Source organism: Pseudomonas sp. WC2401, assembly GCF_041200115.1.
GTDB classification, from domain to species: Bacteria; Pseudomonadota; Gammaproteobacteria; order Pseudomonadales; family Pseudomonadaceae; genus Aquipseudomonas; species Aquipseudomonas fragi.
In genome coordinates this window covers 1,264,458-1,289,002 of sequence record NZ_CP165623.1, presented here as the reverse complement: position 1 = coordinate 1,289,002, position 24,545 = coordinate 1,264,458, and the positions used below count along the sequence as shown (strand labels likewise).

24 protein-coding genes are annotated in these 24,545 nt (G+C 60.5%); 12 read left to right on the top strand and 12 right to left on the bottom strand.

Translation table 11 applies throughout. From position 1 onward, the window contains the following. The 4 genes from rlmH to AB3G35_RS05875 all read right to left on the bottom strand — a co-directional run bounded on the left by rlmH (position 1) and on the right by AB3G35_RS05875 (position 3,007). Positions 1-468 carry a 23S rRNA (pseudouridine(1915)-N(3))-methyltransferase RlmH gene (gene rlmH, locus AB3G35_RS05890; RefSeq protein WP_003444191.1) on the bottom strand — a complete coding sequence of 156 codons (468 nt, stop codon included), beginning with the start codon at positions 466-468 and terminating at the stop codon, positions 1-3. A 9-nt stretch (positions 469-477) separates the two neighbouring features. After that, complete coding sequence (gene rsfS / locus AB3G35_RS05885; protein WP_016779261.1) at positions 478-972, bottom strand: ribosome silencing factor; 495 nt, start codon at positions 970-972, stop codon at positions 478-480. A gap of 72 nt (positions 973-1,044) precedes the next feature. Further along, complete coding sequence (gene nadD / locus AB3G35_RS05880; protein ID WP_083369754.1) at positions 1,045-1,767, bottom strand: nicotinate-nucleotide adenylyltransferase; 723 nt, start codon at positions 1,765-1,767, stop codon at positions 1,045-1,047. Beyond that, positions 1,736-3,007: a glutamate-5-semialdehyde dehydrogenase gene (locus AB3G35_RS05875; RefSeq protein WP_029611204.1), complete on the bottom strand. Its 1,272-nt coding sequence runs from the start codon at positions 3,005-3,007 to the stop codon at positions 1,736-1,738. The genes nadD and AB3G35_RS05875 overlap by 32 nt, the downstream gene beginning before the upstream one ends. A gap of 176 nt (positions 3,008-3,183) precedes the next feature. Here AB3G35_RS05875 and AB3G35_RS05870 point away from each other — a divergent pair, with 176 nt between their 5' ends. Both AB3G35_RS05870 and AB3G35_RS05865 read left to right on the top strand, forming a co-directional pair. Next, positions 3,184-3,852 (top strand): DNA-3-methyladenine glycosylase, encoded by a 669-nt coding sequence (locus AB3G35_RS05870; protein WP_106116384.1) that lies wholly within the window; start codon positions 3,184-3,186, stop codon positions 3,850-3,852. Positions 3,853-4,012: 160 nt separating this feature from the next. After that, positions 4,013-5,329 (top strand): bifunctional DedA family/phosphatase PAP2 family protein, encoded by a 1,317-nt coding sequence (locus tag AB3G35_RS05865; RefSeq protein WP_083369753.1) that lies wholly within the window; start codon positions 4,013-4,015, stop codon positions 5,327-5,329. 2 nt (positions 5,330-5,331) lie between these two features. Here the strand turns inward: AB3G35_RS05865 and AB3G35_RS05860 are convergent, their stop codons facing one another. The 3 genes from AB3G35_RS05860 to AB3G35_RS05850 are packed head-to-tail and all read right to left on the bottom strand — an operon-like array spanning position 5,332 to position 7,008. Continuing rightward, complete coding sequence (locus AB3G35_RS05860) at positions 5,332-5,922, bottom strand: LON peptidase substrate-binding domain-containing protein (protein ID WP_016779256.1); 591 nt, start codon at positions 5,920-5,922, stop codon at positions 5,332-5,334. A 10-nt stretch (positions 5,923-5,932) separates the two neighbouring features. Continuing rightward, complete coding sequence (locus AB3G35_RS05855; RefSeq protein WP_369782726.1) at positions 5,933-6,643, bottom strand: LrgB family protein; 711 nt, start codon at positions 6,641-6,643, stop codon at positions 5,933-5,935. Between the two features lie 2 nt (positions 6,644-6,645). Further along, entirely contained in the window at positions 6,646-7,008 is a 363-nt protein-coding gene (locus AB3G35_RS05850; protein ID WP_016779254.1) for a CidA/LrgA family protein, read from the bottom strand. A gap of 166 nt (positions 7,009-7,174) precedes the next feature. Between AB3G35_RS05850 and AB3G35_RS05845 the strand changes: the two genes are divergently transcribed. After that, positions 7,175-8,857: a C13 family peptidase gene (locus AB3G35_RS05845; protein ID WP_169844818.1), complete on the top strand. Its 1,683-nt coding sequence runs from the start codon at positions 7,175-7,177 to the stop codon at positions 8,855-8,857. Positions 8,858-8,906: 49 nt separating this feature from the next. Continuing rightward, the gene (locus tag AB3G35_RS05840; protein ID WP_086795780.1) at positions 8,907-9,548 is read left to right on the top strand and encodes an oxidoreductase; all 642 of its coding nucleotides are present in this window, start codon (positions 8,907-8,909) and stop codon (positions 9,546-9,548) included. Positions 9,549-9,564: 16 nt separating this feature from the next. On the opposite strand, the gene AB3G35_RS05835 is transcribed toward AB3G35_RS05840, so the two are convergent. From AB3G35_RS05835 to AB3G35_RS05820, 4 genes are all read right to left on the bottom strand, one after another. Further along, positions 9,565-9,852: a YceK/YidQ family lipoprotein gene (locus tag AB3G35_RS05835; RefSeq protein ID WP_029611202.1), complete on the bottom strand. Its 288-nt coding sequence runs from the start codon at positions 9,850-9,852 to the stop codon at positions 9,565-9,567. Further along, positions 9,845-10,474, bottom strand: coding sequence for a flavin prenyltransferase UbiX (gene ubiX, locus AB3G35_RS05830; RefSeq protein WP_016779250.1), 630 nt, complete (start codon positions 10,472-10,474; stop codon positions 9,845-9,847). The genes AB3G35_RS05835 and ubiX overlap by 8 nt, the downstream gene beginning before the upstream one ends. Next, positions 10,471-11,820, bottom strand: coding sequence for a UDP-N-acetylmuramate:L-alanyl-gamma-D-glutamyl-meso-diaminopimelate ligase (gene mpl / locus AB3G35_RS05825; protein ID WP_086795779.1), 1,350 nt, complete (start codon positions 11,818-11,820; stop codon positions 10,471-10,473). The genes ubiX and mpl overlap by 4 nt, the downstream gene beginning before the upstream one ends. A gap of 194 nt (positions 11,821-12,014) precedes the next feature. After that, complete coding sequence (locus tag AB3G35_RS05820) at positions 12,015-13,901, bottom strand: sigma-54-dependent Fis family transcriptional regulator (RefSeq protein ID WP_315245495.1); 1,887 nt, start codon at positions 13,899-13,901, stop codon at positions 12,015-12,017. A gap of 346 nt (positions 13,902-14,247) precedes the next feature. Between AB3G35_RS05820 and AB3G35_RS05815 the strand changes: the two genes are divergently transcribed. The 8 genes from AB3G35_RS05815 to AB3G35_RS05780 all read left to right on the top strand — a co-directional run bounded on the left by AB3G35_RS05815 (position 14,248) and on the right by AB3G35_RS05780 (position 23,055). Next, positions 14,248-15,768, top strand: coding sequence for an aldehyde dehydrogenase family protein (locus AB3G35_RS05815; RefSeq protein ID WP_016779247.1), 1,521 nt, complete (start codon positions 14,248-14,250; stop codon positions 15,766-15,768). A gap of 223 nt (positions 15,769-15,991) precedes the next feature. Then, positions 15,992-17,437 (top strand): ethanolamine permease, encoded by a 1,446-nt coding sequence (gene eat, locus AB3G35_RS05810; protein ID WP_016779246.1) that lies wholly within the window; start codon positions 15,992-15,994, stop codon positions 17,435-17,437. 50 nt (positions 17,438-17,487) lie between these two features. After that, on the top strand, positions 17,488-18,888 hold the full coding sequence (locus AB3G35_RS05805; protein WP_095039840.1) for an ethanolamine ammonia-lyase subunit EutB: 1,401 nt from the start codon (positions 17,488-17,490) through the stop codon (positions 18,886-18,888). Positions 18,889-18,890: 2 nt separating this feature from the next. Next, the gene (gene eutC, locus AB3G35_RS05800) at positions 18,891-19,688 is read left to right on the top strand and encodes an ethanolamine ammonia-lyase subunit EutC (protein WP_086795776.1); all 798 of its coding nucleotides are present in this window, start codon (positions 18,891-18,893) and stop codon (positions 19,686-19,688) included. A 311-nt stretch (positions 19,689-19,999) separates the two neighbouring features. Continuing rightward, the gene (locus AB3G35_RS05795; RefSeq protein WP_016779243.1) at positions 20,000-20,653 is read left to right on the top strand and encodes a DedA family protein; all 654 of its coding nucleotides are present in this window, start codon (positions 20,000-20,002) and stop codon (positions 20,651-20,653) included. 16 nt (positions 20,654-20,669) lie between these two features. Beyond that, entirely contained in the window at positions 20,670-21,482 is an 813-nt protein-coding gene (locus tag AB3G35_RS05790; RefSeq protein ID WP_169883335.1) for a zinc-dependent peptidase, read from the top strand. A gap of 101 nt (positions 21,483-21,583) precedes the next feature. After that, positions 21,584-22,111, top strand: coding sequence for an inorganic diphosphatase (gene ppa, locus AB3G35_RS05785; protein WP_016779241.1), 528 nt, complete (start codon positions 21,584-21,586; stop codon positions 22,109-22,111). Positions 22,112-22,317: 206 nt separating this feature from the next. Then, a complete protein-coding gene (locus tag AB3G35_RS05780) occupies positions 22,318-23,055 on the top strand; it encodes an XRE family transcriptional regulator (protein WP_106116340.1) in 738 nt (245 codons plus the stop codon). Positions 23,056-23,303: 248 nt separating this feature from the next. Here AB3G35_RS05780 and AB3G35_RS05775 read toward each other — a convergent pair whose 3' ends face one another. After that, entirely contained in the window at positions 23,304-24,356 is a 1,053-nt protein-coding gene (locus AB3G35_RS05775; RefSeq protein WP_340079007.1) for a PDDEXK nuclease domain-containing protein, read from the bottom strand. Positions 24,357-24,545: the final 189 nt, after the last annotated feature.

Genomic DNA, 24,545 nt, shown 5'->3' with positions numbered 1-24,545 from the left:
CTATTTGTGATACGGGTGCCCGGACAATACAGTCCAGGCGCGATACAACTGCTCACCGATCAGAATCCTTACCAACGGGTGTGGCAGCGTCAACGGCGACAGCGACCAGCGCTGGTCGGCGCGGGCGCAGACTTCCGGCGCCAGCCCTTCCGGGCCACCGACCATAAAGTTCACCGTGCGCGAATCCAGGCGCCAGCGGTCAAGCTCAACCGCCAGCTGCTCGGTACTCCACGGCTTGCCGTGCACTTCGAGGGTAACGATCCGCTCGCCCGGGCCGACCTTGGCCAGCATGGCCTCGCCTTCCTGACGGATAAAGCGAGCCACGTCGGCATTCTTGCCACGGGTATTGAGCGGAATTTCCACCAGTTCAAGGGCCAGCTCGGATGGCAGACGCTTGGCATATTCATGCCAGCCTTCTTCCACCCACTTGGGCATACGCGAACCGACAGCGATCAAACGCAGGCGCACAGCGAACCCTTACTCTTGGTCTTTGTTGAGCTTCAGGAAGTGCTCATGGGTGTTTTCCGGGCTGTGGTGAGCAGCGCTGCCTGCACGGCTTTGTTCAGCACCGGCCCACAGACGCTCCAGGTCGTAGAACTGACGGGCACTGGCAGTCATCATGTGAACGATCACGTCGTCCATGTCCAGCAGCACCCAGTCGCTGTCGCCCTTGCCTTCTTCGCCCAGCGGCTTGACGCCCAGAGCCTTCACCGCTTCGCGGATCTTGTCGAGCATCGCGCCGATCTGACGGTTCGAAGTACCGGTAGCGATGATCATGAAGTCAGTGATGCTGTGCTTGTCACGCACGTCGATGACCTGAATGTCCTGGGCCTTGACGTCTTCAAGGGCTGCAACCGCAACCTTGACCAGCTCTTCACCTTTCAAAGGCTCGGCGCTGAAGGTTTTTTCTGGCAATGGCGCGCTTTTGAAGGTGCCTTTGCGCTTTACTTTGCTTACATCTTTGTCAGTCATATAAAACTCGTTTTGCTCGTATGTTCGGGTGTTTCAATACGCGTCAATTGGCGCCTTGAAACACACCCTTTTTCAGTTCGACGCACGGTAAAGCCCGTGCGCATCGATGTAGGCCAGGACCGCGTCGGGCACCAGGTAACGTACCGACTTACCGCTGGCCAGCAGTTGACGGATCTGGGTGGCGGATACCGCGAGCGGCGTCTGCCAAACGAATGCAATCTGCCCGCTGGCCCCCTTCAGGGCCAGCGGGTCGCTTACCGAGCGCGCTGCCAGCAGGTTGCGCAAGGCATCCGGCGGTTCGCTGTCGGCATCCGGGCGCTGTAGCACCAGGATATGGCAATGCTGGAGCAACTCTTCCCAGCGATGCCATGTGGGCAGTCCGCAAAACGCGTCCCAGCCCAACAGTAAAAACAGCTGGTCATGCGCGGCCATCTCGGCCCGCATCAATTCCAGCGTATCAATCGTGTAGGACGGTTTGTCCCGTTGCAGCTCCCGGGCGTCCACTACCAGCGTAGCCACTCCTGCGACCGCGCACTCGACCATCGCCAAACGGTCGTGGGCCGACACTTGTGGCGTGTCACGGTGAGGCGGCCTGGCGTTGGGGGTCAGACGCAGCTCGTCGAGCCCCATCATCTCCGCCACTTCCAGCCCGCCACGCAGATGGCCGATATGCACCGGATCAAAGGTTCCGCCCAGTACGCCAATGCGCTGGGGTAACACGTCGATCACAGGGGCCGGCACTGACGCTTTCAGGGTGGCCAAGTCAGACCGGCTCCTGGCCGCGCAACTGGCCATCACCGACCACAATGTACTTCTCGCAGGTCAGACCTTCGAGACCCACCGGGCCGCGGGCGTGCAGCTTATCAGTAGAAATGCCAATCTCCGCACCCAATCCGTATTCAAATCCATCGGCAAAGCAGGTGGGTGTGTTGAGCATCACCGAACTGGAGTCCACTTCGGCCATAAAACGCCGGGCATCGCCCTGGTGTTCAGTGACGATCGAGTCGGTGTGATGGGAGCCATAGTGATTGATATGCTCAATCGCCTGGTCCAGCCCGTCAACGATGCGAATCGACAGGATTGCATCCAGGTACTCGGTGTTCCAGTCTTCTTCGGTAGCGGCAACCACGTCGATCAGCGCCTGGGTGCGTTCGCAACCGCGCAGTTCGACGCCTTTGTCGCGAAATTGTTCAGCCATTGCCGGCAAAAACGCTGCCGCCACGGCCTGATCCACCAGCAGGGTTTCCATCGCGCCGCAAATACCATAACGGTAGGTCTTGGCATTGAAGGCAATGCGCTGCGCCTTGGCCAGATCGGCATGGGCACTGACGTACACATGACAAATACCGTCAAGGTGCTTGATAACTGGCACCTTGGCGTCACGGCTGACCCGTTCGATGAGGCCCTTGCCGCCACGAGGCACAATCACATCAACGTACTCGGGCATGGTGATCAGCGCGCCAACGGCGGCACGATCAGTCACTTCAACCACTTGCACCACGGCCGGCGGCAAACCGGCCTCGGCCAGGCCGCGCTGGATGCACACAGCAATGGCACGGTTGGAGTGAATCGCCTCAGAACCACCGCGCAGGATGGTGGCATTGCCCGACTTCAAGCACAGGCTGGCCGCATCGATGGTCACGTTCGGACGCGATTCATAGATGATTCCGACTACACCCAGCGGCACACGCATCTTGCCTACCTGAATACCCGAGGGGCGGTAGCTCATGTCGCGGATCGCGCCGATGGGGTCTGGCAGGCTTGCCACCTGACGCAAACCGACAATCATGCTGTCGATGCGTGCAGGGGTCAGCGCCAGGCGCTCCAGCATGGCCGGCTCCAGGCCGTTGGCCCGGCCGGCGGCCAGGTCCAGTTCGTTGGCGGCAACCAGCTCCAGACGAGCGGCGTCCAGTGCAGCTGCAGCGCCGTGCAGGGCACGGTTTTTCTGCGCTGTACTGGCACGGCCGATCACGCGGGAAGCTTCGCGAGCAGCGCGACCCAGGCGGGTCATGTAGTCAAGAACGGACTCAGTCATGGTCTCAAGGGTCTTGGCAGGGAGGAAAGCGGCCGATTATAGCGGTCCAGCCGCCTTACGCACAGCGGTGGCAGGCGGATGGTCGAAATGGACGGTAAATACACTGCGTTCAGCCCCGATTAAGCATGACTTGCTATGATCTGCCCCTTTTCAGCTATCCACTGACCGTCCTGCACATGCCCACAATGCTGCCTGATGCCTTTTTCGACCGTGACGCCCAGCTTGTTGCCCGCGAACTGCTGGGTAAAGTCATTCGCCATCGAGTCAACGGCCTGTGGCTCAGCGCACGGATTATCGAGACTGAAGCCTATTACCTTGCCGACAAGGGCAGCCACGCCTCGCTGGGCTATACCGACAAACGCAAGGCGCTGTTTCTTGATGGCGGCAACATCTACATGTATTACGCCCGCGGCGGTGATTCGCTGAATTTCAGTGCCCACGGGGCCGGCAATGCCGTGCTGATCAAGTCGGCCCATCCGTGGCTGGACGAGCTGTCGGGCGCTGACAGCCTCGCGCAAATGCAACGCAACAACCCCGATGCCCAAGGCCACCCCCGCCCGCAACACAAACTTTGCGCGGGGCAGACCCTGCTGTGCAAGGCGCTGGGCCTGAAAGTGCGTGAATGGGATGCAAAATGTTTCGACCCCGAACGTTTGTGGATCGATGACGTCACACAACGACCTTCGCGAATCATCCAGACCACGCGTCTGGGCATCCCTCACGGGCGGGACGAGCATTTGATGTATCGCTTTGTGGACGCTGACTACGCTAAGTACTGCACCCGCAACCCGTTGCGCCGTGGCCAGGTTGAGGGGCGGGACTTCATCACCCTGGAACACAACTGACCCTGTGGGAGCGGGCTTGCTCGCGATGGCATCAGCGCATTTTTCCTGACAGACCGCGGGGCCTGCATCGCGAGCAAGCCCGCTCCCACAAATAGAGCCGGGCCAGCTTCAAGGCTGTAGCCCCTGCAAACACCCCAAACGCAGACAAGGAAATCGAAACATGGGCCCGTGGCTCGATAGCATCACCGGCTGGCTCACAGCCAACCCGCAGTGGCTGGGCCTCGCGGTATTTATTGTGGCCTGCGTCGAATGCCTGGCAATTGCCGGGATCATCGTCCCCGGCACCGTGTTGCTGTTCGCCATTGCCGTCATGGCTGGCAGCGGCGCCCTGTCTCTGGGCCAAACCCTGCTGCTGGGCTTTCTTGGCGGGCTGCTGGGTGACGCCGTGTCCTACGCCCTGGGCAGACGCTTCCATCAGAACATCCGCCGCCTGCCCCTGTTGCGCTCGCACCCGGAGTGGATGAACGGCGCCGAAAGCTATTTCCATCGTTATGGCATCGTCAGCCTGCTGGTCGGGCGCTTTATCGGCCCGCTACGCCCCATGCTGCCAATGGTGGCAGGGATGTGCGACATGCCGATCCCGCGTTTTATCGGCGTCAGCCTGCTGGCGGGTGCCGGCTGGTCGGTGGCGTACCTGCTGCCGGGCTGGGCGACCGGCGCGGCCATTCGCCTGCCGTTACCTGAAGGCTTTTGGCCCCAGGCTGCCATCGTAGCGGTGGGCCTCGCCGCGCTGCTGGGCTTGAGCATCAATGCCAGCATCCGCCGCCAGCCCCGGACCACGCTACTGATCGGCACACTCAGCCTCGCCCTGCTGCTGGCCGTTTTTGTCGGTTATCCGCATATGACCGCCTTCGATCAGGGCATCACCGCCCTGGTACAAGAGCATCGCAGCAGCACCCTGGACACTGCCGCCGTACTGGTGACGCAAATCGGCAACTTCCGCACACAGTTTCTGGCGGCAGCACTGGTGTGCGTCATTTTGCTGTTTACCCGGCAGTGGCGGGCCATGTGGTTCTTTGGCGGGGTCACGCTGGTTACCGCGCTGGCCAATACAACGACCAAGCACTTCTTCGCCCGGGTACGCCCCGAAGTACTGGCCGACCCGCTGACCACCTACAGCATGCCCAGCGGCCACAGTTCGGGCGCCTTTGCGTTCTTTGTCGCCCTGGCGATCCTCGCCGGGCGCAATCAGCCACAGCGCATGCGCGTCACCTGGGTATTACTGGGCTGTCTGCTGGCGATCACCGTGGCCATGTCACGGGTGTACCTCGGCGCTCACTGGCCGACCGACATCACCGCAGGCGCCCTGCTCGCCATCACCGTCAACGCGTTTGCCCTGGCCCTGAGCCAGCGCTTCATGCCCCTGGCACCGGTCCCGCAAAAAGTCTGGTGGCTGATCTTGCCGTCAGTCACCGCGCTCTACGGGTTTTTCATGCTCGCGCATTTGTCCAGGGAGCTGCTGCGCTACGCCTACTGACCTCAGTTGAGGGCCTCGCCCTGGATCTCATCGAGCAGCACCTGGATCCCGTCCAGTCGCTGCTGCGGGTCATTGACCTGCAGCAGCTCGATCTTGTCTGCCTCGGCAAAGGGCAACAGGTACGCCAGTTGATTGGACAAGGACTGCTGCCCCGCCACCTCGGTACTCATGTTCAGGGCCGCCACCATCGGGTGCTCGGCCAGGGCCTTGAGCAAGGCCAGCAGGTCCTGGTCCTCTTCCTGCAGCGGCTGCTCGGGGGCGTCATCCAGCCACTCGACTTCAGCCACCAGTAACTGGTCGCGCTGCACCTGCGTGCCCAGCACTTCAAAACGTCGCCCGCCTTCGACGCGAATGCCCAGCAGGCCGTTGTCCTGCTGCTGAAAATCGCGAATCAGGGCTTCACAACCGATCCCGGCGATACCCTGCGGCACATCGCCAACCTCCCGGCCATCGAGGATGCACACCACACCAAAGCCCGTACCCTGCTTCATGCAGCGGGCAATCATGTCCAGGTAGCGCGCTTCAAATAGCTGCAAATCCAGCACGCACCCCGGAAACAGCACGGTATTCAAAGGAAACAGCGGCAACGTCATAGCTTCACCTTTACACCACCAGGGTCACGGCCAACGGCAAAAACACCGCCGTAGCCACACCCATCAGACTCATCGCCAACGCCGCAAAGGCGCCGCACTCTTCACTTTCCTGCAGGGCCACCGACGTGCCGACTGCGTGCGCCGTCATGCCCAGCGCCATCCCCCGGGCCTCGGGGCTGCTGACCCGCAACAGATTCAGCAGAGCCGGCCCGCAAATCGCGCCGATCACACCGGTGATCAACACAAATACCGCCGCCAGCGCCGCAACACCACCGATCTGCTCGGCCACCAGCATGGCGATCGGCGAGGTGACGGATTTGGGCGCCAGGGTCATCAGCACCATGTGTTCGGCACCGAACCACCAGGCCAGGCCCACCACCAGCGCGGTGGCAAACACCCCCCCAATCACCAGCGTAGTAAAAATGGGCCAGAACAACTGCCGGATGCGCCGCAGGTTCAGGTACAAGGGCACCGCCAGCGCCACAGTCGCGGGGCCCAGCAAAATGCTCAGGATATCGGTGCTTTTACGGTACTCCGCGTAGCTCAAGCCGCAACTGAGCAACACACCGATCACCAGCAGCATCGAAGCCAGTACCGGTTGCAGGAAAATCCAGCGGGTTTTTTCGTACGCGGCGAGCACCAGCTGATAGGCGCCAAGCGTGATACCGATGCCAAACAGCGGATGGTGGATAACGGACTCCCAAGCGCCCTGCCATTGCATATTCATGGGCGCTCCTCGGTATGGCTGTGGTTCTTGAGCAGGCGCTGCATCAACACCCCGACAAACGCCATCGAGATCAACAGCGACAGCACCAGCGCCCCGACAATGGCCCAGAAGTCGGCGGCAATGTCGGCGGCATACACCATCACGCCCACCGCAGGCGGCACCAGCAACAATGGCAAATAGCGCAACAGCCCGCTGGCAGCCTGACTCAATGGCTCGCTGACTTGACCGCGCACCACCAAAAAGCCCAACAGCAGCAACAATCCGATAATAGGCCCAGGCAATACAGGGACGAACAAGTGATTGAGCGCCGTGCCGAGCAATTGAAACAGCACCAGCCAAGTCAAGCCGCGTAACAACATTTCACCTCTCCAGCGAATATTTTTGTACCGCATTATAAGCACGTCCCGCCGACCAACGGCCCAGGCTTACACCTTGGCATTGAATAACTGTTGATGTTTCATCCGGGCCTATAGACAGCCTGTATTGCTACGGCATACTCGGTGGCTTAATTATCCGGATCCCGCTATGCGCCCACTTGCCCCCCTTGCTTTGACCCTGCTGCTGACGGCCTGTGGTGACGGTGAATCACTGTCACCCCCCGACGCACGCCTGCCCGATGGCGGACGCTACCGAGGCGAAGTGGTCAACGGGTTGCTGCAAGGCCAGGGCCGTATCGACTACCCGAACGGCAATTGGTACGCAGGGGGCTTCAAAAATGGCCAGTGGCACGGCCAGGGCGAGTGGCACGCCAGCAATGGCGACAGCTATCGCGGCGATTTCGCCCAAGGCCTGTACAGCGGCCAGGGCCGCCTGACGACCCACGACAGCACCTACGAGGGCGGGTTCAAGCTGGGTAACCGCGAGGGCGAGGGCACGCTCAAGCAAGGTTCCCTGAGCTATCGCGGCGACTTCAAGGATGACCAGTTCTCGGGCGACGGCCATCTGGAGCTGGAAGACGGCAGCCAGTACCAGGGCCAGTTTGCCCACGGCAAGCCCCACGGCACCGGCCGGCGCAGCGACGCCAGCGGCAATGAGTTCGTCGGCGAATTCGTCAATGGCGAGCTGGAAGGCAACGGCGTGTTCAACAGCGCCGACGGCGACCAGTATGAGGGCGCGTTCAGGAACAACCAGCTCAACGGCAAGGGCCGCTACGAAAATGCCGACGGCGATGTATGGATCGGCGACTTCAAGGACGGCGCCTTGACCGGCCAGGGCGAGCTGATCGGCATCGACGGCAGCCACTATCGCGGCCAGTTCAACGAATGGCGCTTCAATGGCCCCGGCCATTTGAGCCTGCCTGACGGCAGCACCTATGACGGCGAATTCGCCGCAGACACCTATCAGGGCCAGGGCACCCTGACCCTGAGCGACGGCACCGTACAAAGCGGCTACTGGCTCAACGGCCAGCGGGTGCGCGATGCCAAGGGCGCGATCCTGCCCGACCCGCTGGAGCTGGGCCTGCTCAATCAGGGCACACTGCTCAACCAGGCCCTGGCCGACGTTGCCCCGTCCACCCCGGCCATCGAGCTGTACAGCCTGGTACTGGCAGGCGACGGCAAGCAGAGCGTGTTCAAGCGCGAGGCCGACTACGTCAGCGACATGCTCACCAGCCGTTTTGGCAGCCGTGGCCGGATCACCCTGGTCAACCACCGCGATCACTTGCTCGATCGCCCGATGGCCACCCGCGAAAACCTGCACCGCGCCGCAAAAACCCTAGCCGAGCGCACCGGCCCCGAAGACCTGGTGTTTATCTACCTCACCAGTCACGGCACCCAGGAGCACGAGCTGGTACTGGACCAGCCGCGCATGGAGCTGGCCGATCTGCCCGCCGACGAACTGGCGGCAGCCCTGGCGCCGCTGAAAAACCGCGACAAGATCATCGTGATTTCATCCTGCTACTCGGGTGGTTTCATCCCCGCGCTCAAGGATGAAAAAACCCTGATCATGACCGCATCCCAGGCTGATCGGGTGTCCTTTGGCTGCTCGGAAGAAGCCGACTTCACCTATTTCGGCAATGCCTTGTTTGCCCAGGCGCTGAACCAGACCGACGATCTGCAAAAAGCCTTCAAGCTGGCCAAGCAGTATGTGGCCGAGCGCGAACAGGCTGATGGCTACGAGCCATCTGAACCGCAAATATGGGCGCCAAAAGGCGTTCTGACCCACTGGCAACGCTTACGTCAGCAACAGGCAAAACAGGCTTTGCAGTAAGCAAATACCCCTGCAATGACTAAGCTGTTTGTATCAAGGGAGAAACACTATGCACTTGACGCCGTCACATATCCTGCTCGCCGGGGCCACTGGCCTTACGGGCGAACTGCTGCTCGACCGCCTGCTCAATGAGCCCACCATCACCCGCGTGCTTGCCCCTTCGCGCAAACCCCTGGCGGCGCATCCGCGCCTGGAAAACCCGGTGGGTGACCCGGTGGTGTTCCTGCCCCAGCTCAGTGGCCGGGTCGATGTGGCTTTCTGCTGCCTGGGCACCACGATCAAACAGGCCGGCTCCGAAGCCGCCTTCCGCGCCGTCGACCATGACATGGTGGTGGCTTTCGCCAAACGCGCCCGGGAAATGGGCGCACGCCATCTGGTGGTGGTCAGCGCGATTGGCGCCGACCCCAAATCCTCGGTGTTTTACAACCGGGTCAAAGGCGAGATGGAGCAATCATTACGCGCCCAGAACTGGCCGCAACTGACCATCGCACGCCCGTCGCTGCTACTGGGTGATCGCATCGAGCCCCGCCTGGCCGAACAGATCGCCGGGCCATTGTCCAAGCTGATTCCGGGCAAGTACCACGGCATTGAAGCCTGCCAACTCGCGCGTGCGCTGTGGCGACTGGCACTGGAAGAGCAGGACGGAGTGCGGGTGATCGAATCCGATGAGCTGCGCAAACTGGGCAAGTAATCACCCAGCCTGCTGGCTACAGGCCGCCGCTGGCCTGAAACCCCACACCCAGCACCGTCAGCACGGACAACGGCAACAGCACGGTATCGAGCAGCGCGCTGGCGGGCAGGTCCAGGCCGGGGTGGCGCGGTGCCTCGGCGCCAAAGCGATCCTTGGCACAACACCCGCCCTCCAGCGCATACAGGTCCAGCCGGGTTCCCGAATAGACCACAGGCGCACCGGGCTTGGCGGCATCCAGCGTGCGAACGCTGGCACATCCACACACCAGAGCCGCTACCAGCAGTGCCAGTAGCGCCTTACTCATCGCCGCCAACATGATGCTCGCCCCAGCGCGGCAGCATGTCCTGGGGAATATTGAGCAGATTGAGAATGCGCGCCACCACAAAATCCACCAGGTCATCAATGGTCTGTGGCTGGTGATAGAAGCCCGGCGATGCTGGCACGATCACCGCCCCCATATTGGACAGCTTGAGCATGTTTTCCAGGTGAATACTGGAATACGGCGCCTCACGCGGCACCAGAATCAGCTGGCGGCGCTCCTTGAGCGTCACATCGGCTGCCCGCTCGATCAGGTTGTTGCAAGCCCCGGTGGCAATCGCCGACAGGGTGCCGGTGGAACACGGCACGACCACCATCGCCGCAGGTGCTCCCGACCCCGAAGCCACCGGCGACATCCAGTCTTCCTTGCCGTATACGCGAATCTGCCCGGCGGCAGCGCCCGTGTATTCAGTCAGAAACGTCTGCATTGCCTGTGGCTTGGGCGGTAGATTGACGTCCGTTTCGGTCGCCATGACCAATTGCGCGGCCTTGGAGATCAGGAAGTGGACTTCGCGGTCTTCTCGCACCAGGCAATCGAGCAGACGCAAGGCGTAAGGCATGCCGGAAGCACCGGTAACCGCCAGGGTAATGCGCTCAGGGCCACTCATTGCAGCGCTTCCGCCAGTTTGCCATGCAGGCCGCCGAAGCCGCCGTTGCTCATGATCACCACATGGGTGCCGGGTTTAACCCGGGTTTTGACCTCGGCAATGATGGCCTCCAGCGAATCGCAGACGTTGGTCGGCACCGGGCTCGATGCAACTGTTGCTGCCAGATCCCAGCCAAGATTCGCCGGGGCGTACCAGACCACATGATCGGCCTGCACCACGCTTTGCGGCAGGCCATCACGGTGGGCACCCAGCTTCATGGAGTTGGAACGCGGCTCGATCACTGCAATCAGCGGTGCATCACCAATATGCTTGCGCAGACCATCAAGGGTGGTCGCGATCGCCGTCGGGTGGTGGGCAAAGTCGTCGTAGATGGTAATACCGTGAACTTCGGCAACCTTTTCCATGCGCCGCTTCACGCTTTTGAAAGCACTCAGCCCGTCAATGGCCATGCTCGGCACTACGCCTACATGGCGGGCAGCTGCCAGGGTCGCCAGGGCATTGGCGACGTTGTGCTGGCCGGTCATGTCCCACTCGACGGTACCTTGCAGCACGCCTTCAAACAGCACGTCAAAACGTGATCCGTCGTCGCTGAGCAACCTGGCTTGCCATTGGCCATCAACGCCCGTAGTTTGCACCGGTGTCCAGCAACCCATTTCGATCACGCGCTGCAATGCAGGCTCGGTGGTCGGGTGGATCACCAGCCCTTCACTCGGAATGGTACGCACCAGATGGTGGAATTGCCGCTCAATGGCCGGCAAATCAGGGAAGATGTCCGCATGATCGAACTCAAGATTATTCAGGATCGCCGTACGCGGGCGGTAATGAACAAACTTGGAGCGCTTGTCGAAGAAGGCACTGTCATATTCATCGGCTTCCACCACAAAAAACGGCGTGTCACCCAAACGGGCCGACACGGCAAAGTTCTGCGGAACGCCGCCGATCAGGAACCCCGGGGCCATGCCCGCGTGCTCCAGCACCCAGGCCAGCATGCTGCTGGTGGTGGTTTTACCGTGGGTACCGGCCACGGCCAGCACCCAGCGGCCCTGCAGCACATGGTCGGCCAGCCATTGCGGGCCGGACACATAAGGCAGGCCCTTGTTGAGAACGTACTCCACCGCAGGGTTGCCACGGGACAGCGCGTTACCGATGACCACCACATCAGGGGCCGGATCGAGCTGTGCAGGATCGTAGCCCTGGGTCAGCTCAATACCTTGAGCCTGCAACTGGGTGCTCATCGGCGGATAGACGTTGGCGTCAGAGCCTGTAACGTGATGGCCCAGTTCTTTGGCCAACACCGCCAGCGAGCCCATGAAAGTGCCGCAAATACCAAGAATATGAATGTGCATAGTCGACCTCGTAAATCATCGAGGAAGGGTAGCGTAGGAGGGTTGTTTTAGCACCTGATGATTCTGATCGACGCTCACACACATCGCTGTTGTGGGAGCGGGCTTGCTCGCGAAGGCATCACCGCGATTTGCCTGACAGACCGCGCTGATACCATCGCGAGCAAGCCCGCTCCCACATGCTCAAGTCACTCTGCTCAGCGTTCAATCCCATGCTTGCGCAGCTTTCTATACAGCGTATTGCGGCTCACCCCCAGTTGCAGGGCGGTATGGGTCATGTGCCAGCGGTGCAGCTCCAGTGCCAGGATCAACGCCTGTTTTTCGGCATCTTCGAGCGGGTGTTCACAGGGCTCGGGCGCCTTGACCGGCGCCAGCCGAATAATGGCCGGCAAGTCCTCAAACTGGATGACGTCGCCCTCGCACAGCGCCGCCAGGGTACGCAGCACCGTGCGCAATTGGCGCACGTTGCCCGGCCACGAGAACCCCAGCAGCGCCTCACGCGCCGCAGGTGTGATCCGCAGCCGTTGCCCGGCCGCCTCTTCAGCCAGCAAAAAGTCCAGCAACTGAGATTTGTCCGTGCGCTCGCGCAACGCCGGCAAGCCGACTTCCAGCCCGTTGAGGCGGTAAAAAAGGTCTTCGCGGAAACTGCCGTCGGCCACACGCTCCTGCAAATTGCGGTGGGTGGCACTGATGATGCGCACGTTGACTGCCAGCGGCTCGCCACCAATGGGCACCACCAGCCGGTCTTCCAGCACCCTTAACAGGCGGGTCTGCAACGCCAGCGGCATATCGCCGATTTCGTCCAGGAACAAGGTGCCGCCATCGGCCTGCTGCAACTTGCCCTGCATGCCCTCCTTGCGCGCTCCGGTAAAACTGCCGCCGCGATAGCCGAACAGCTCACTCTCGATCAGGCTTTCGGGGATCGACGCGCAATTGAGCGCCACAAAAGGCCTGCTGCTACGCAAGCTGGCCTCATGCACGGCCTTGGCGAACGCCTCCTTGCCCGAACCGGTTTCACCGTTGACCAGTAGCGGCACATCGCGTTCAAACACCCGCAATGCCCGGCGAAAATCCTCCTGCAGCGCCTCATCCCCCAGGCAGATACCGCTCGGGCGCGCACGCGTGGGCTCAGCCTGCACGACGACCGGGGCTGGCACATGTCGCGGCTGACCGCGCAGGGCCGCAAACAATCGGCGCCCGTCGCGGGTGCGCAGCGGCCAACTGGTACCGGCCTGGGGTGTGGCCCGGCTGAACAGCTCATCGCGCGGGCAATCGAACACAGTGTCGACCGACAGCCCCAGCAAGCTGTCACGCATATGGCCCAACAGGTTCAAGGCGCTTTGGTTGACTGCGCAGATCACCCCGTCGCCATCAAACGCCAGCATGCCTTCACTGAACAACCCCACAGACTCGGCCTGCAGATGAAAGCGCAGCAGCCACTGATTTTCGAAATGCCCCAGGAAGTAGCTGTTTTCGATGATTTTCGCCGACAGATTGACCAGCGCCATAGTGTGAAACTGGCTCTGGCGCGAAGCCTCATGCCGTGCCGAAGACACGTCGAGCACAGCCAGCAACTCGCCCTGCGGGTCGAACACCGGGCTGGCCGAACAGGTCAGGCCGGTGTGGCGCCCGCGAAAGTGTTCGTCCTGGTGGATGGTCAGGGCCTGGCGCTCCACCAGGCAGGTGCCGATGCCGTTGGTGCCCTCCCGCGCCTCGCTCCAGTCCGCGCCCAGCCACAACCCGGCCTGCTCGAACACCTTGCGCTCGGAGGGGGCAGTAACGCAGTTGAGGATCACGCCGCGGGCATCGGTCAGCAGTACCGCGTGCCCGGCACCGGAGAGCTGCTGGTGCAGGCTGTTCATTTCGTGACCGGCGATTTTCAGCACCTGCTGCAAACGCTCACGGCCTTCAAGGATGCGACCTTGCTCAAGCACGGTGGGGGCGATGGTTTGCGTGGGGTCAAGGTGGTAGTCCTCCAGGCAACGCTGCCAGGAGCGGACGATAGACGGGTCACACCCTTGCGGGCGGCCCTGGGTGACATCAATGACTTGCCGTGCATGACGGCGCAGATCAGTACTGTGCATTTCTTATTGTTCTCCGCTCTGTCTCGGCGGTCCCGTGCTCGTCAGAGGCAAACTTCCCTCAGCGGCAACAAGGATCCAGTCCAAACCGAACACCCAGCATCCTCCTGCTCACCGGCCATTGCAATCGCGAACTGACCCGCCGGTCATCGCTTGTGCCAGCGATGGTACAAATTGTCACAGCGACTGTGCCACAACGGTGACATCCGCCCTGCCCCAACGCCCGCCTTAAACCCGCAAAGCCACGACCTGCAAGGCTTTCGCAAATCTGGCCCAGCCCTTGCTCCTGCTTGTAACAGCGCCACAGCGCGTCCTCCCATAAGCACAATAAAGCCAGGAGACACCCACCATGCGTTACGCACAACCCGGTACTGAAGGCTCGATCGTCTCGTTCAAGAGCCGCTACGGTAACTACATCGGCGGCGAATTCGTGGCGCCCGTCAAAGGCCAGTACTTCACCAATACCTCGCCTGTAAACGGCAAAGCCATCGCCGAATTCCCGCGCTCGACCGCCGAAGACATCGACAAGGCCCTCGACGCCGCCCATGCCGCTGCTGATGCCTGGGGCGCCACCAGCGTGCAGGCGCGCTCGCTGGTGCTGCTGAAAATCGCTGACCGTATCGAGCAGAACCTTGAACTGCTGGCCGTTTCCGAAACCTGGGACAACGGCAAGGCCGTGCGCGAAACCCTGAATGCCGACGTGCCGCTGGCCGCCGACCACTTCCGCTACTACGCCGGTTGCATCCGCGCCCAGGAAGGCAGCGCCGCCGAAATTGATGGCAACACCGTGGCCTATCACATCCACGAGCCGCTGGGCGTGGTCGGGCAGATTATCCCGTGGAACTTCCCGCTGCTGATGGCCGCCTGGAAACTTGCCCCGGCACTGGCTGCCGGCAACTGCATCGTACTCAAGCCTGCCGAGCAAACCCCGCTGAGCATCACCGTGCTGATGGAGCTGATCGGCGACCTGCTGCCACCGGGCGTACTCAACGTGGTGCAAGGTTTCGGCAAGGAAGCAGGCGAAGCGCTGGCTACCAGCAAGCGCATTGCCAAGATCGCGTTCACCGGCTCCACGCCTGTGGGCTCGCACATCATGAAATGCGCGGCGGAAAACATCATTCCGTCCACCGTCGAACTGGGCGGCAAGTCGCCGAACATCTTCTTCGAAGACATCATGCAGGCCGAGCCAACCTTTATTGAAAAGGCCGCAGAAGGCCTGGTGCTGGCGTTCTTCAACCAGGGCGAAGTGTGCACCTGCCCGAGCCGTGCGCTGATCCAGGAATCGATCTACGACGAATTCATGAAAGTGGTGATGAAAAAGGTCGAGTCGATCAAGCGCGGCGACCCGCTGGACACCGACACCATGGTCGGCGCCCAGGCCTCCGAGCAGCAATTCGACAAGATCCTGTCCTACCTTGAAATCGCTAAAAAAGAAGGCGCGCAACTGCTCACCGGCGGTGCCGTGGCCAAGCTCGAAGGCGACCTGGCAACCGGCTATTACATCCAGCCGACCCTGCTTAAGGGCACCAACAAAATGCGCGTATTCCAGGAAGAAATCTTTGGCCCGGTGGTCAGCATCACCACCTTCAAGGACGAAGCCGAAGCACTGGCGATTGCCAACGACACCGAGTTCGGTCTGGGTGCCGGGCTGTGGACGCGCGACATCAACCGCGCCTACCGCATGGGCCGGGCGATCAAGGCCGGTCGCGTGTGGACCAACTGCTATCACCTGTACCCGGCCCATGCCGCGTTCGGTGGTTACAAAAAATCCGGTGTTGGCCGTGAAACCCACAAGATGATGCTCGACCACTACCAGCAAACCAAAAACCTGCTGGTGAGCTACGACATCAACCCGCTGGGTTTCTTCTAACCCCTACGCTCGCCCCGTAGCAGCTGCCGAAGGCTGCGTCCGGCGGCGAAGCCGTCGTAAATCCTGATAATGCGGTGTTTCTGTACGACCGCATTGTTTGAACTTGCGACGGCTTCGCCGCCGGACGCAGCCTGCGGCAGCTGCTACACAAGGCCCTGTGGCCCAGCTCTTGCTTATCTCCCTGTCATATTTTCTCAAACTATAAAAGAACAGGTGAATTCCCATGCCTAGCGAACCAACTGCCGCTGCGGCGGCGTCCTCTGTCGACTTCGAAAAAGTCGGCTCCGAATATTTCCAACAACGTGAACTTAAAAAAGGCGCTGCCGGCTGGGTCCTGCTGGTGGGCCTGGGTGTGGCCTATGTGATTTCCGGTGACTACGCCGGCTGGAACTTCGGCCTGGCCCAGGGCGGCTGGGGCGGGATGTTTATCGCCACACTGCTGATGGCCACCATGTACTTGTGCATGTGCTTTTCCTTGGCCGAACTGTCCTCGATGATCCCCACGGCCGGCGGCGGCTACGGCTTCGCCCGCAGCGCTTTCGGGCCCTGGGGCGGATTTCTCACCGGCACCGCGATCCTGATCGAATACGCCATCGCCCCCGCGGCCATTGCCTGTTTTATCGGCGCCTATTGCGAGTCGCTGTTCGGTATTGGCGGCTGGATGATCTACCTGGCGTTCTACATCATCTTTATCGGCATCCACATTTTCGGGGTCGGCGAAGCGCTCAAGCTGATGTTTATCATCACCGCCGTCGCTGCCATTGCCCTGGGGGTATTTCTGGTCGCGATGGTGCCGCACTTCAGCGTCGCCAACCTGCTGGATATCCCGGTTACCGAGGCCAAGGGCGCCAGCACCTTCCTGCCGTTCGGTTATGTCGGCGTATGGGCCGCCATCCCTTACGCGATCTGGTTTTTCCTCGCCGTGGAAGGCGTGCCGCTGGCCGCCGAAGAAACCAAAAACCCCAAGCGTGACCTGCCTCGCGGGCTGATCGGCGCCATGTTGGTACTGGCCACCTTTGCCCTGCTGATTCTGGTGATCGGCCCGGGCGGCGCCGGCGCGCACCACTTGATGGCATCGGGCAACCCGCTGGTTGAAGCCCTGAGCAAGGCCTACGGTGGCTCGACCTGGATGGGCGGCTTTGTGAACCTGGTGGGGCTGGCCGGTTTGATCGCCAGTTTCTTCTCGATCATTTACGCCTACTCGCGTCAGATCTTCGCCTTGTCCCGTGCGGGTTACTTGCCGCGCAAGCTGTCCGAAACCAATAAAAGCAAGGCGCCGGTGCTGGCCCTGATCATCCCCGGCATTATCGGCTTTGGCCTGTCGCTGACCGGCCAGGGCGATTTGCTGATTCTGGTGGCGGTATTTGGCGCGACCATTTCCTATGTGCTGATGATGGCTGCTCACATCACCCTGCGTATTCGTCGCCCTAAAATGGAGCGCCCGTATCGCACTCCGGGCGGGATTTTCACGTCGGGCACTGCTTTGGTGCTTGCCTGTGTGGCGGTGGTAGCCGGTTTCCTGGTTGATCCACGCGTGGTGATTGGCGCCGCGGTGATCTATGGAGTATTAATTGCCTACTTCGCTTTCTACAGTCGCCACCATTTAGTGGCCGGTACGCCGGAAGAGGAATTTGCGGCTATTCAACAAGCCGAAAAGGCCTTGCACTAACCGCTGAGAATCCGCCAGACGCTTCGCGTCTGGCGTCATGGAGCACCCAAATGGCAACTTTCTCACATGCGGTTGGCACCCAGACCTACCGTTTCGATAGCCTTAAAGACGTGATGGCCAAGGCCAGCCCGGCGCGATCCGGGGATTTCCTGGCCGGTGTGGCGGCGCAAAACGACGGTGAACGGGTCGCTGCGCAAATGGCCTTGGCTGACATCCCGCTCGCCTATTTCCTGCAAGAAATGCTGATCCCTTATGAGACCGACGAAGTCACCCGGCTGATCATCGACAGCCACGACCTGCAGGCCTTCGCCCCGGTCAGCCACCTGACGGTCGGCGGCTTTCGCGACTGGCTGCTCAGCGACGCCGCCGACGAGCACAGCCTGCGCGCCTTGGCGCCGGGCCTGACCCCGGAAATGGCCGCCGCTGTATCAAAAATCATGCGCGTGCAAGACCTGATTCTGGTGGCCCAGAAAATTCGTGTGGTCACCCAATTTCGCGGCACCATGGGCCTGCGCGGCCGCCTGTCGACCCGCCTGCAACCCAACCACCCCACCGATGATCCGGCGGGGATTGCCGCCAGCATTCTCGACGGCCTGCTCTACGGCAATGGCGACGCCATGATTGGCATCAACCCGGCCACCGACAGCATTGCCTCGATCTGCGATTTGCTGAACATGCTCGATGCGATCATCCAGCGCTATGAAATCCCTACTCAGTCCTGCGTGCTCACCCACGTCACCACCTCGATCGAAGCGATCAACCGCGGTGTGCCGCTGGACCTGGTATTTCAATCGATAGCTGGCACCGAAGCGGCCAACGCCAGTTTTGGCATTAATCTGAATATCTTGCAGGAAGGCTACGACGCCGGCTTGAGCCTCAACCGCGGCACGCTGGGCAATAACCTGATGTATTTCGAGACCGGGCAAGGCAGCGCGCTGTCGGCCAACGCCCATTTCGGCGTGGATCAACAAACCTGCGAAACCCGCGCCTACGCTGTGGCACGGCATTTCAAGCCGTTTCTGGTCAACACCGTGGTCGGTTTTATCGGCCCCGAGTACCTGTACAACGGCAAGCAGATCATCCGCGCGGGCCTTGAAGACCACTTCTGCGGCAAGCTGCTGGGCGTGCCGATGGGCTGTGACATCTGCTACACCAACCACGCCGAAGCCGACCAGGACGACATGGACACCCTGTTGACGTTGCTGGGCGTAGCCGGAATCAACTTCATCATGGGCATCCCGGGGTCGGACGACATCATGCTCAACTATCAGACCACGTCTTTCCATGACGCGTTGTACGCGCGCAAAACCCTGGGGCTCAAGCCTGCACCCGAGTTTGAACAGTGGCTGAGCAAGGTCGGAATTTTTACCCAGAGCGATGGCCGCATCGAGTTCGGCCAGCAACTGCCGCCGGCATTTCGCCAGGCACTGGCTCATTTGGGAGGGCGCTAAATATGGCCGACAACCTTAACCCGTGGCTGGAGCTGCGCCGACTGACCCCGGCGCGGATTGCCCTGGGCCGCACCGGCACCAGCCTGCCGACCCAGGCCCAGCTCGACTTCCAGTTTGCCCACGCCCAGGCACGGGATGCGGTGCATTTGCCGTTTGATCATCCGGGCCTGAGTACACAGTTGGCCGAGCGCGGCCGCGCAAGCCTGCTGTTGCACAGTGCCGCAGCTGACCGCCATAGCTATCTGCAGCGTCCGGACCTGGGGCGCAAGCTCAACGACGATTCTGCCCAGCGACTACGCGACTACGCCGCAGCCAACCCGGGCGGCATCGACGTAGCCGTGGTGGTGGCCGACGGTTTGTCAGCGCTGGCCGTGCATCGCCATACCCTGCCTTTTTTGGCGCGCATGGAGGAACATACGGCGACCGACGGCTGGACGTTGTCGCCGGTGATATTGGTGGAGCAAGGCCGTGTCGCGGTGGCCGACGAAATTGGCGAACTGCTGGGCGCCCGCATGGTGGTGATGCTGATCGGCGAACGTCCCGGCCTGAGTTCCCCCGACAGCCTGGGGCTGTATTTCACCTATGCGCCAAAAATCGGCCTGACCGATGCGTATCGCAACTGTATTTCCAATGTACGGCTTGAAGGCCTGAGCTACGGCATGGCCGCTCATCGGCTGGCGTACCTGATGCGCGAAGCCTGCCGTCGGCAATTGTCGGGGGTGAATCTGAAGGATGAAGCGCAGGTGCAGACGCTGGATATGGAAGCGCCTAGCGAAAACTTCCTGCTAAAGGGCGAGTAATTCCTGTGGGAGCCGGGCTTGCCCGCGATGGCATCAACGCGGTTGCTATCGAGACCAGGGGGCCTGCATCGCTGGCAAGCCAGGCTCCCACGCATTCACGCATTCACGCATTCACGCCGTGATTAACGGTCAATTGAGTACCCTGTCACCCTCAATACACGCTTCGCTACAAACTCAACCTGCAGAATTTGTCTCAATCCGTATAATCCGATTCTTCAAAAAAGTACGAAAAAACTACAATTGTTGTAGTTAACTACGCATCCCTACCCGCACAGACCTGCAGAGCCGGGTCATCAACACAGGTGCTTCACATGGATTTCAACCCGATCGACATTATCCTGCACCTCGATGTGTACCTCGACATGCTGGTAAACAATTACGGGCCATGGATCTACGCCATCCTGTTTCTGGTGATTTTTTGCGAAACCGGCCTGGTAGTGATGCCGTTTTTGCCAGGTGATTCGCTGCTCTTTATTGCAGGCGCCGTAGCTGCAGGTGGCGGCATGGACCCGGTACTGCTCGCAGGCTTGCTGATGCTGGCTGCGATCATGGGCGACAGTACCAACTACGTTATCGGACGAACGGCAGGCGAACGCTTGTTCAGTAACCCGAACTCGAAAATTTTCCGTCGCGACTACCTGGAAAAAACCCACGACTTCTATGAGCGTCATGGCGGCAAAACCGTAACGATGGCGCGCTTCCTGCCGATCTTCCGCACCTTTGCCCCGTTTGTTGCCGGTGTGGCACGCATGTTCTACCCGCGCTTCTTTATGTTCAGCGTGTTTGGCACGATCTTGTGGGTCGGCGGCCTGGTGACCCTGGGTTACTTCTTCGGCAACGTGCCCTTTATCAAGAAGAACCTGTCGTTGCTGGTGGTGGGCATCATCCTGCTGTCGCTGGTACCGATGATCATTGGCGTGATCCGCAGCCGCCTGGGCCGAACCCCAGTCAAAGCCAAAGCCTGATCGGGACGGCGCCACCATGTGGTCTCTAAGTGAATGGCGGCGCCAGCGAATCCTGGCGCAACACCCGGTCGCGTCTGACGTCTGGCACACCGTGCGCCAGCATCTGAGCATTCTCGACGGGCTGACTGACGAGCAGGACAAATGGCTGCGCGACAGCAGCGTATTGTTTCTGCAAGACAAGCACCTGACCCCCATGCCCGGGGTTGAACTGACTGAAGAGGGCCGGCTGTTGCTGGCCGCTCAGGCACAACTGCCGCTGCTTAACCTGGGTGCTCTGGACTGGTATCAGGGCTTTCACGAAATCGTGCTCTACCCCGACGACTTCATCAGCCCCCAGCGCCATCGCGACTCCAGCGGAGTCGAACACGAGTGGGAGGGTCATCACAGCGGCGAAGCCTGGCAGCACGGCCCCGTTGTTCTGGCGTGGCCGGGCGTGCTGGCCAGCGGCGGCTGGGAAGGCTACAACCTGGTGATCCACGAACTGGCGCACAAGCTCGACATGCTCAATGGCGCCGCCAATGGCATGCCGCCCTTGCACAGCAGCATGCAGGTCAAAGACTGGACCCAGGCCATGCAACAGGCCTACGACCACCTCAACCACTACCTGGATCACCATAACCCCGATCACGCGCCTATCGACCCCTATGCGGCCGAAAACCCGGCGGAGTTCTTTGCGGTGACCAGCGAGTATTTTTTCAGCGCGCCAGACCTGTTGAGCCATGCCTACCCGCTGGTCTATCAACAGTTGAGCCTGTTCTATCGTCAGGACACGCTTGCCCGCCTCAGGCAGCTGCAAACCGAACACCCCGAATACCGCGCGCAGCACTGATCGCCCAAGGGTGACGTCCTTATAGGAATACGCCTATAATCGCCGCCACTTTTTGGCCAAATCGGCCAACCAAACTGGCCTACTAACGGGGGCACCGCCCAATGAGCTACAGCAAGATTCCGGCTGGCAAAGACCTGCCGAATGACATCTACGTCGCTATCGAGATTCCGGCTAACCACGCGCCGATCAAATATGAAATCGACAAAGACAGCGATTGCCTGTTCGTTGACCGCTTCATGGCCACCCCGATGTTCTACCCGGCCAACTACGGTTTTATCCCTAACACCCTGGCAGACGACGGTGACCCGCTGGACGTGCTGGTAGTGACCCCTTACCCGGTAGCTCCAGGTTCGGTAATCCGTGCTCGCCCGGTTGGCATCCTGCACATGACTGACGACGGCGGCGGCGATGCCAAAGTGGTTGCAGTGCCTCACGACAAGCTGTCCCAGCTGTACGTTGACGTGAAAGAGTACACCGACCTGCCACCTCTGCTGATCCAGCAGATCCAGCACTTCTTCGAGAACTACAAAGATCTCGAAAAAGGCAAATGGGTGAAGATCGAAGGTTGGGGCGATGCTGAAGCTGCCCGTGCCGAAATCACCAAATCGGTTGCTGCCTACAAAGGCTAAGCAAACGGTCAAGAAAACCCCGGCTCGCCGGGGTTTTTTTATGCCCGCATAAACGCAATAACACAGCCTGTTTACGACACACAGATGACCAGTCAACCGATGTAGGAAATAACTCTGCAAGCCTAGGAATTTTCTAGTTTTATTCTGCTTTTATTGAACGCTTAGTTTATTTAAACGGGCTTGGCTTGCCCGTAGACTCTGTGTTCATGAATACATCCGGTGATCGCCTGAAAGCCCTCCTGCGGGAGTGCCATTTAACCGCTTCGGACTTCGCAGCCAATCGCCGCGTTACGCCGCAGCACGTCAACAACTGGTTCAAACGGGGCATCCCCATGGCTCGCCTGGACGAAATCGCCGAGCTGCTGTGCGTCAACAGCCGCTGGTTACGCACGGGTGAAGGCGTCAAGCATCCCGGCCTTGCCAGCAGCAACGACGAAACCTCGCCGGACCAGGTGCCAGGGCAACACAAACCGGCTGCTGCCGATGACATTGAGGTGCCGCTCTACAATGAGTCCTTGCACCCCGATGGCTCAGGCAAGACCCGGGTGGTGAGAATGCCCGATTGCACCGTGCGGCTCAGTTGTTCAACCTTACAGGCTCTGGACGTCAGCCCCGACCAGGCCATTTGCGCACCCATGATCGGCAATAGCATGGCCCACCGAATTCAGGACGGCTCCACGGTGGCCATCGACCGCAGCCTGACGCAAATCGTCGACGGCGAAATCTATGCCCTTGAGCAGGATGGCATGCTGCGCATCCGCTACGTTTACCGCCTGCCCGGCAATGGCCTGCGTTTGCGCTGCCACAGCAGCCGGGAGTATCCGGACGAAGTGTTCAATGCCGTGCAAGTGCAGGCCCAACAGATACGGATACTGGGTTGGGTATTCTGGTGGTCCACGCTTAACAGCAGACGACCGCGAGTGCCTTGCACGCTGGACGAATAGCCTTGGGTCTGGGAAAAGTCCGCAAACCCCAGTATGATTCGCCGCACTTGCGCATCCCCCTCGCAGCCAGCGAGCCGGAATGCAGGGCCCGGCAGCAAAAAGCCGCCCCGCCCCACACCCAGCTGCACTGCACTGGATGTCCCGATTGAAGGCGAGTACGGTTTACCAAAAATAAACCAAACCCGCCCCCGAGAAGCCGGCCACAAGCCGGCTTTTTAATGCCTGAAATAACCCTCGATCACCCACCATCATTCCTCGATAGCGATGCCATCACCTGCCAGCTCACGCTCGATTTGTTCGATGCTGGGCAAACTGGTCTGCAACTCTGCCGGCAGGGAGTCCACCAACTGGTACTCGGCTACGCCGATGGGCCTGCTGTTATCGCGCAAGGCGTACTCGGCCACCACCTTGTTCTTGCTGGAGCACAGCAACAGGCCAATGGTGGGGCTGTCCTGGGGATCCTTGACTTGCCCATCCACGGCGGCCAGATAAAAACCCAACTGCCCAAGGTGCTCCGGCTTGAATTTACCGGCCTTGAGTTCAACCACTACATAGCAGCGCAGCTTGAGGTGGTAGAACAGCAGGTCGATGAAAAACTCATCACCTCCCACATTCAAAAGCACTTGTTTGCCGACGAAGGCAAATCCTGCGCCCAGCTCCAGCAAGAAATCAGTCACATGCCTGACCAGAGCTCTTTCAATCTCTCGCTCATGGGCATCAGCGCCAAGACCAAGAAAGTCGAAGCGATAGGGATCTTTCAACGAGTCACGGGCCAGATCGGACTGGGGTTTGGGCAAAAAGATTTCAAAATTACTCACGGCCTTGCCGCTGCGCTCCAGTAAACGGTTCTGGATCTGCATGACCAGCGTATTTCGCGACCAGTTGTGTTCGATGGCCTTGGCCGCATACCAGCGACGGGTCTCGGGGCCGGGGAGTTTGTCCAGCAGCACCAGATTGTGCCCCCAAGGCAATTGTGCAACAGCCTGCTGCACTATTGCCGTGTCAGGCCATGCCTGGGCAAAGGCACGCATGTATTTGAGGTTGCGCAGCGAGAAGCCTTTCATGTCCGGGAAGGCTGCACGCAGATCCAGCGCCAGACGTTCAATCACTTTCGTGCCCCACCCTTGCTGCGTCTGGCGGGTCAAAATGTCGTAACCGATTTGCCAGTACAGCAGCACCAGCTCGCGGTTCACCGCCAAAGTGGCGCGCTGCTGGGCGCCATGAATGCGGCCTTTAAGGTCGCTCAACCAGTCACTGTAACCCTCGGGCTGCGCACTCAAACCAACAGGAATTTCACTCATGGCTTTTTCTCTCGTGGCCACGCCAGCGTGCTTGAGACATCTGCAGGGCACAGATGCAATCGCTGGCAGGGCGCACAAAATAAGCCTTCAAACTCAGCTTTTTTGTACGAAGCTTCGCTTTCACTCCAGTGAAGCGTCCGAGAATTTTCGACTCGGCCCGTAACCTGATCTGGCGTTAACACCAGGTGC